This window comes from Variovorax sp. 01T439_2, assembly GCF_056398445.1.
In genome coordinates this window covers 1-2,592 of record NZ_JBFTPJ010000851.1, presented here as the reverse complement: position 1 = coordinate 2,592, position 2,592 = coordinate 1, and the positions used below count along the sequence as shown (strand labels likewise).

Annotated in this window: 2 protein-coding genes and 1 pseudogene; 2 read left to right on the top strand and 1 reads right to left on the bottom strand. The window is 71.3% G+C overall.

Annotation, left to right across the window (positions count from 1 at the left end; genetic code table 11):
* Positions 1-402: pseudogene (locus tag AC1DOC_RS28760) on the bottom strand (phosphomannomutase/phosphoglucomutase); the annotation flags it as partial.
* A gap of 112 nt (positions 403-514) precedes the next feature.
* On the opposite strand from AC1DOC_RS28760, the gene AC1DOC_RS28755 reads away from it, so the two are divergent.
* The gene (locus AC1DOC_RS28755) at positions 515-2,119 is read left to right on the top strand and encodes a DNA-3-methyladenine glycosylase 2 family protein (protein ID WP_478080122.1); all 1,605 of its coding nucleotides are present in this window, start codon (positions 515-517) and stop codon (positions 2,117-2,119) included.
* Between the two features lie 6 nt (positions 2,120-2,125).
* Positions 2,126-2,592: methylated-DNA--[protein]-cysteine S-methyltransferase (locus tag AC1DOC_RS28750; RefSeq protein WP_478131026.1), on the top strand; the 467-nt coding region annotated here is incomplete at its 3' end.

The following is a 2,592-nucleotide window of genomic DNA, read 5'->3' as shown; positions in this document are numbered from 1 at the left end:
GCCTTCTTCCATCACCTTGCGCAGGCCCTGGATCTCGTCGCCGTAGATGGCGCGTCCGGCCAGCACCATCTTGAAGCCGTTGTAGTCCTTGGGGTTGTGGCTGCCCGTGACCTGGATGCCGCTCGTGCACAGCGTGTGGGCCGCAAAGTAGAGCATCGGCGTGGTCACCGCGCCCACGTCGATCACCTCGATGCCGGTGGCCACCAGGCCGCTGATCAGTGCCTTGGCGAGCGCGGGCCCCGAGAGGCGGCCGTCGCGGCCCACGGCCACGGTCTTTTCACCGGCGGCGCGGGCGGCGCTGCCGAAGGCCCGGCCGAGCGCTTCCGCGACCTCGGCATCGAGCGTGACGGGCACCACGCCTCGGATGTCGTAGGCCTTGAAAATCGACGCACTGAGTTGCATGAAGAGGCATTCCCTGTAGGTTCTGGAGAACGGGCCATTGTAGGCAAGCGCCTGGGGGCCCACATGTCCGAAAACGGCCAGTTGAAACGAGTCGAAACCGTATCATTTGCCCATGCCTACCTCACATGCATCCACCGACGCACTCGAGAGCGACGCCTGCTACCTGGCGATGAAGACGCACGATGCGCGCTTCGACGGCTCCTTCTTCACCGCGGTGACCTCCACCGGCATCTACTGCCGGCCGGTCTGCCGCGTGAAGCTGCCGCGGCGCGAGAACTGCCGCTTCTTCCGCCACGCGGCGCAGGCCGAGGCCGAGGGCTTCCGCCCCTGCCTGCGCTGCCGGCCCGAGCTCGCGCCGCGGGCGGCGAGCTGGTCGACCGAAGATGCCTCGCGCATCCTCGCGCTGCAGGCCGCGCGGCTCATCGACGAGCCCGATGCGTGGTCCGAGGACGGCCCGGGCGCCGCACAGATCGCCGCACGGCTCGGCGTGAGCGACCGCCACCTGCGGCGCATCTTCGAGGCGCAGTTCGGCGTCTCGCCGCTGCAATACCTGCAGACGCGCCGCCTGCTGGCCGCCAAGCAGCTGATCGCCGACACGCGCCTGCCGATGACGCAGGTGGCGCTGGCCAGCGGCTTTGCGAGCGTGCGCCGCTTCAACGCCGCGTTCCTGGAGCACTACGGCCTCAACCCGAGCGCGCTGCGGCGTGCCGGCGGCGGCGAGGGCGGCGAGGGCAAGGCCATCGAGGTGCGGCTGGGCTTTCGGCCGCCCTACGACGTGGGCGCGATGCTCGGCTTCTTTGCCCGGCGCGCGCTGCGCGGGGTCGAGCTGGCCAGCACGGCCGACGGCAGGGAGCCGGCCAAGGGCAGCACGCCCACCTTCGTTCGGCTGGCCCGCACGCTGCGCGTGCAGCAGGGCGGACAGGCACACGCCGGCTGGCTGCAGCTGCGCTTCGACATGGAGCGCGAGCAGATGCTGCTGTCGGTCAGCGACGCGCTCGCCGCGGTGCTGCCGATCGTGATCAGCCGCGCACGCGCCATGCTCGACCTCGATGCCGAGCCGATGGCCATCAACGCCGCGCTGCACGAGGCCTTTCCGCATGGCGACGGCTTGCGCGTGCCCGGCACGGTCGATGGCTTCGAGCTCGCGGTACGCGCGGTGCTGGGCCAGCAGGTCACCGTGGCCGCGGCACGCACGCTGGGCTCGCGGCTGGTGGAGGCTTTCGGCGAAGCCATCGCCACGCCGATCGAAGGCCTGAATCGCCTGTTTCCGACGCCCGCGGCACTGGCGGCCGCGAGCGGCGATGCACTCGGCAAGCTCGGTATCGTGCGCCAGCGCCAGGCCGCGCTGCAGGCCATCGCGCGCGAGGTCGCGGGCGGCAGGCTCGCGCTGCATGCGGGCGCCGACGTGCCTTCGACCATTGCCGCGCTGCAGGCGCTGCCCGGCATCGGCGCCTGGACCGCGCAGTACATCGCGATGCGCGCGCTGCGCTGGCCCGACGCCTTTCCCGCGGGCGACGTGGCGCTGCAGAAGGCACTGGGCGTGAGCACCGAGCGCGCGGCCAGCCAGGCGTCGCAGGCCTGGCGGCCCTGGCGCAGCTATGCGGTGCTGCGCGCCTGGCATGCGCCGGCGCCCTCCTCTCCCGCTGCCGCCACTGCAGCCCCGTCGGCGGCGGCAGAGCCTTTCAACAACCTCACTACGGCAGGCGCCTCCGCCTGAAATGCCATGAAGTTCAAGAGCAAAGTCATCTACACCTCGCACATCGACACGCCGCTCGGCGGCATCACGATGGCGGCCACCGACGAAGGCCTGGCAGGCGTCTGGTTCGACCAGCAGCGCCACTGGCCCGACACCACGGGCTGGCAGACCCAGGACGACCATCCCGCGCTGGTCGAGGCCGGCGCCCAGCTGCGCGACTACTTCGCGGGCAGGCGCGACAGCTTCGACGTGAAGCTCGACCTGTCGCACGGCACCGCGTTCCAGCAGAGCGTGTGGCAGGCGCTGCTCGCCATTCCGGCGGGCAAGACCATGACCTACGGCGCGCTGAGCGCGAACGTGGGCAACCCGGCCGCGGTGCGCGCGGTGGGCGCGGCCGTGGGGCGCAACCCGATCAGCGTGATCGTGCCCTGCCACCGCGTGCTGGGCGCCGACGGCTCGCTGACCGGTTACGCTGGCGGGCTCCACCGCAAGAC